The 4475-nt window shown below is 40.4% G+C and carries 4 protein-coding genes; 1 reads left to right on the top strand and 3 read right to left on the bottom strand.

Annotation, left to right across the window (positions count from 1 at the left end; genetic code table 11):
* A partial coding sequence (locus L4C33_RS19875) for a response regulator (RefSeq protein ID WP_428814133.1) occupies nt 1-447 on the bottom strand: 447 nt, incomplete at its 3' end.
* A gap of 270 nt (nt 448-717) precedes the next feature.
* Here L4C33_RS19875 and L4C33_RS19870 point away from each other — a divergent pair.
* Nucleotides 718-1947 carry a hypothetical protein gene (locus L4C33_RS19870; RefSeq protein WP_428814132.1) on the top strand — a complete coding sequence of 410 codons (1230 nt, stop codon included), beginning with the start codon at nt 718-720 and terminating at the stop codon, nt 1945-1947.
* Between the two features lie 84 nt (nt 1948-2031).
* Here L4C33_RS19870 and L4C33_RS19865 read toward each other — a convergent pair whose 3' ends face one another.
* Both L4C33_RS19865 and L4C33_RS19860 read right to left on the bottom strand, forming a co-directional pair.
* On the bottom strand, nt 2032-2766 hold the full coding sequence (locus tag L4C33_RS19865; RefSeq protein ID WP_428814131.1) for a protein kinase domain-containing protein: 735 nt from the start codon (nt 2764-2766) through the stop codon (nt 2032-2034).
* An 8-nt stretch (nt 2767-2774) separates the two neighbouring features.
* A partial coding sequence (locus L4C33_RS19860; protein ID WP_428814130.1) for an ImcF-related family protein occupies nt 2775-4475 on the bottom strand: 1701 nt, incomplete at its 5' end.

The raw sequence follows: 4475 nt of genomic DNA, 5'->3' as shown, positions 1-4475 counted from the left end.
GCTAAGTTCAAGTGCTTCAGTACGTTGTTTAACTTTAGAGGCAAGAGCTAAGTTTTGATCGTAAAGCGATATGTGGGTTGCGACTCTTGCTTTTACGATTGGCGGGCTAACCGGTTTAGTTATGTAGTCAACAGCGCCAAGTGCGAATCCTTTTTGTTCATCTACAACGTCAGTTTTTGCTGTAACGAAGATGACAGGTATATCGGCAGTAACGGGGTTGCTTTTTAGGCGCTGACAGACTTCATACCCATCCATTTCGGGCATCATAATATCTAATAGAATGAGGTGTGGCTTAGGGGAGGTCGCCGCTATTTTTAGTGCTTTCTCACCAGATGTCGCCGCTTTGATTTTGAAGTTGTCATTGAGGATGCCGGAAAGYGTGTGAATGTTATCGGGAATGTCGTCTACAACCAGAATAATAGGTTTGGCTACGGTCTTTTGATCCATTGTTCGTCCCTAAAAACTTAATCTGAATATTCAACTACTTGTTAAATAAGCCTAGTGTAATTTGTTTGATTTGCATGAGTTCAAAGCGATTCTTTAAGAAACTTTGAACGACAAGTGAAAATATTCAATATGCATCCTTACATATCAATTTTATATGTTAACCTCTAATTGATAAATAGTTAAATAAAAGCTTTAGAGGCGACTCATAGATTTCAACACCTGCTGGTTTAAGTTTGATATGAGTATTCTGGATTGATAGAGGATGTATTTATGCCGAACGTTGGGTTAACCGCAATACAAAAAGACATGTTGTCACTGTTTGCGAATACAGATTTAGTTGGGGTCACTAAGGTCGATAAAGTAAAAATCGCGGTTGCGGGGGCGCTTCAAGTGAATAGCTTAACTGATACTATTCATGAAGCGGTGACTGGCGATAAGTTTGTCATTTCGAGTGTTGTCGATAGCATTACAGAGCAAATCAAAGAAAAGTTTGTTGAGTATGCAAAAACGATAACAGGCATTTTGATGGATGACATTAAAGCTCAAATATTAAGCATGATCCCAAGCCTTGTGAAGCGGATCTTTGCTGATTTGGCACCGGCGATTGATGATATTAAAGAAGCCGCTAGCCGAGTGTATTCTGCTTTAGGGAAAGTAGTTAATAACCATAAAACCCGTCATTTAAGCTCAATGGCAACAACCAAAATTGGTGCTGATGTTATTGATAAAATTCGAGGTGAAATTCGTGCAGTTGCAGTTGAAGACTCAATGATTGCACTTGCTCATGGTGGTGTTATTGCTATTAACTTAGCCAGCTCTGGTATTGGCGCGACAGTCACCGGAATCGTAAAAGCCGTACTCTCTATTTTTAACTTTTTCCGTGGCTTATACGACAAATGGGTGATGGAGAGAAAATTCAAAAAGTTCAAAAAAGAGTGTGTTTTACTTGATCAAAAGAAGCATGTATTAGGTGCTAACTTTTTCCGCGATTGGTTTAAAATGAAAATGGAAGAAATTCCAGTTATCGCTWCTTATATGGTGTGTATGCCTTGTTATAGCTCTCCTTATAACTTCTTAAGTATTGCTGATGTAACGCCACCACCACCAAGCATGAAGACAAGATTGACTCGAAAAATTAAAGCTAAACTTGGCCGCCCAGTGAGTACCGATCCTTCATTGGTGAAGTTATCATTCCAAAAGTCCACGTTGAAAGCTTATTCTGTACTTCAAGAAGAAGCGAGAGCCTTTATTTCTGGAAGCGAGATTTCTTTGGAAAGTAACAAGCCGGGTGCAAAACAAGCTCTTAATGCTGCAAGAGGCGAAACAAACTTTATACCGGGAACTGACGAGAAAGCCTTTAATAAGGCTGTACGTAAGCAAAAAGTTAAAGACTTCTTCTCTGGAAAAACTTTAAAAGAAAGTGTTAAAGAAAGTTTAACACCTAAAGCGCTTGCAACGTCCGTCGCTGGTGGACTGGAATCGTTATTAATACCCGAATAGGCGATACACAGCTGTACCTATGAGAAACGTCATAGGAAGTAGTATCTGGTGGGATTAATCAAAATAAAGCGGGTGAATGAATGTTCACCCGTTTTTTTGTGCGTTATTGATTATTAAAGAGTAACGAGAAGGTATGCTGGAAATACTATAGTGATCCGTATATAAGCAAGTGAGTGTCATTGCTAAACTAAACCAATCGTCCATTACTGTGACCTTGTCGTTGCCGCTGATCATGCTTGGACTAGCGAAAGACTCAGTGTAGCTGTGAAAGCGCTCGTTACTGAGTTGAACTCCTATCTTCCTAACAGAACCAAAGTCCACGAGCTTCATGCTCTCATCCGCTGAGAAAACTATATTCGACGGCTTAATGTCACCGTGAATATATCCAGTGCTATGTAGGGCACTAAGAGCGGATTCTAATGAGTTAATATCAATAAAACTACTCTCAGTTGGGGCAGTCGTTTTCTTTGATTCTAGTAACATCAAAGAACCCAAAGATGAAAGTGTCGTTCCGTTAATGTACTGAACTACCAAGTAATCTAACCCTTTCGCTGAAAAGTAGTCACAATATTTTGGCCAATATTCGCTGGGATGCTGTTCCAAGAACTTGGCTTCATTTTTTAAGAAAAATCGATGTTTGATGGACTCTGCTTGTTTGATAACCACAGCGCCCCAGTCGTTGTGGTTAGCTTGTAATACTCGGGGGGATAATGAAAGGAAGTCAAAATAACCGAAAGACTTTAATAAACTGACTCCCCTTAACGATAAAGGGGAGTGTGCATTCGTATCAAGTTGTTCTAACTGCTTGCTAATTGGCACAGCAGGTTCTAAATGTCACTAGGTAGGGAGAAAGCGGAGAAAAAACCTGGGACAAATGGGTTAGATTGACCTTGAGTTCTGATAGTTAGTTTAACTTTACTTTCCCCTTTGCTGAACTCTACCTGAGTATCCTGAGAAGTCGAGAAATTGACATTTGGGCCAATTAAACGGAACCAACTCCATGTACCTTCTGCATTTTGTTTGTCGATCGTCGTTTCTTGAGAATTCAACTCTATGCCCAATTTCTCAATAAGTTTTGCATCACCTTGCCATGATTGCTGGCTCCAAAGAGTAGGGCCGTGACGATAACTGAAGATTGGCTTATCGGAAATAATCGAAAACTCGGTTAAGTCTGAACTCATGTCGACCGCTTTTAGCTGGAAGTTAATAAGTACATTCGATGGGTCCGCTAAGAATAGTGCGCTTTTTATATCTTTTGCCTTATCCATCATCGTCCAAACATCTGGGCTTAACATCAGGCCAGTACCGGTCAAAAGGCCGGGTAGGTATGGGGATGCGTCTTTGCTGTTTATAAAGCCACTCAAACGTGCACTGTAAAACTTATCTAAAATGCCATTATTAACAAAGAAAGCTTTAACATCGGCGACACTAACGTCAGATTTCGACTTTTGATTAAATGGATAAAATGAAGCTAATCTCTGCTGGTATGGTTCATACACCTCTGTTTTCCATGCTGTATTAATATAGTCGTGAGCAAGCGACATAATCATTTCATTACTCTGTGTTACTACTTTCGTTGAAATGTCATTCGCTAGAGGTAACTGGTTATCCGCTAGGCTTGCTAACGTAGCGATGGGATTACCCGACTGCAAAGTTGCCGATAGGGTATCAAAAGCTACCTTTTGTGGTTCTTTGGTTTGATAGAACTTGTCGCCCCATTTTTTAGCATCAATGAACGCCAGTAAAAGCCCATCTAATGGCTTTTTACCTTGGTCATTGGGTGATATTTGTTTTTTGTAATCTTGGAAGCTTAATGAAATCTGACGAGCCGATTCCTTTTTATCTGGATCTTGTTCTGGGACTTCTGCCTTTGCTCCATCCTTTGCCGGTTCGTTACTTATGGCTAACTCAACGAATGTGTATTTAGAGATCGTCGTATATAAACTAGTTAACGGGTTGTTCGCGGCACCTGAAAGAGTAGTAAGAACATTGTTAAGATCGGTCGGGTTGTTGATTTCTAAAATTTCGACGTTACGAATTAGGTCTCGCCAGTAGTTAATGTAATCATTTTGGTAAGTTTGCTTCAACTCGCGGCTAATACGGTGCAACTCAAGTGCACTAGGGTAAGCGCCGGCAACACCTTCGTAAGCCTGCAGTGCCTCTTTAAGCACTTGTGAATTTACAGATAGGTCCAACTCATTAAACCCTGTTGGGGTGTAGATGGAAGGAACTAAGTAACCAACATAGCTTGATGAAAACTTAAAGACTGAACCAAAGTTGTCACCGAGTTCGCTTCTTATATCTACACGATCAGCGTAACGAGGTGAGCTTAAAATATGCTCGTAGAGTAGGGTTTCGATACCCGTTTGCGTGATGACTTTTTTAGCCAGACTTTCCAAATCATGGTTCGATTTCGCTGGAATTAAGTTACGGCCAAAAATATCATCAAGCAGTACGTTTAACTGAGCTGTATTGACACTATCGGCTTCAGTACTGCTTGATGATATTTTTGGCCGTAACTTAATTCC

It is taken from the genome of Vibrio makurazakiensis, assembly GCF_050337375.1.
GTDB classification, from domain to species: Bacteria; Pseudomonadota; Gammaproteobacteria; order Enterobacterales; family Vibrionaceae; genus Vibrio; species Vibrio makurazakiensis.
The sequence above is the reverse complement of the archived record's forward strand: the minus strand, read 5'-3'. Positions and strand labels throughout refer to the sequence as shown.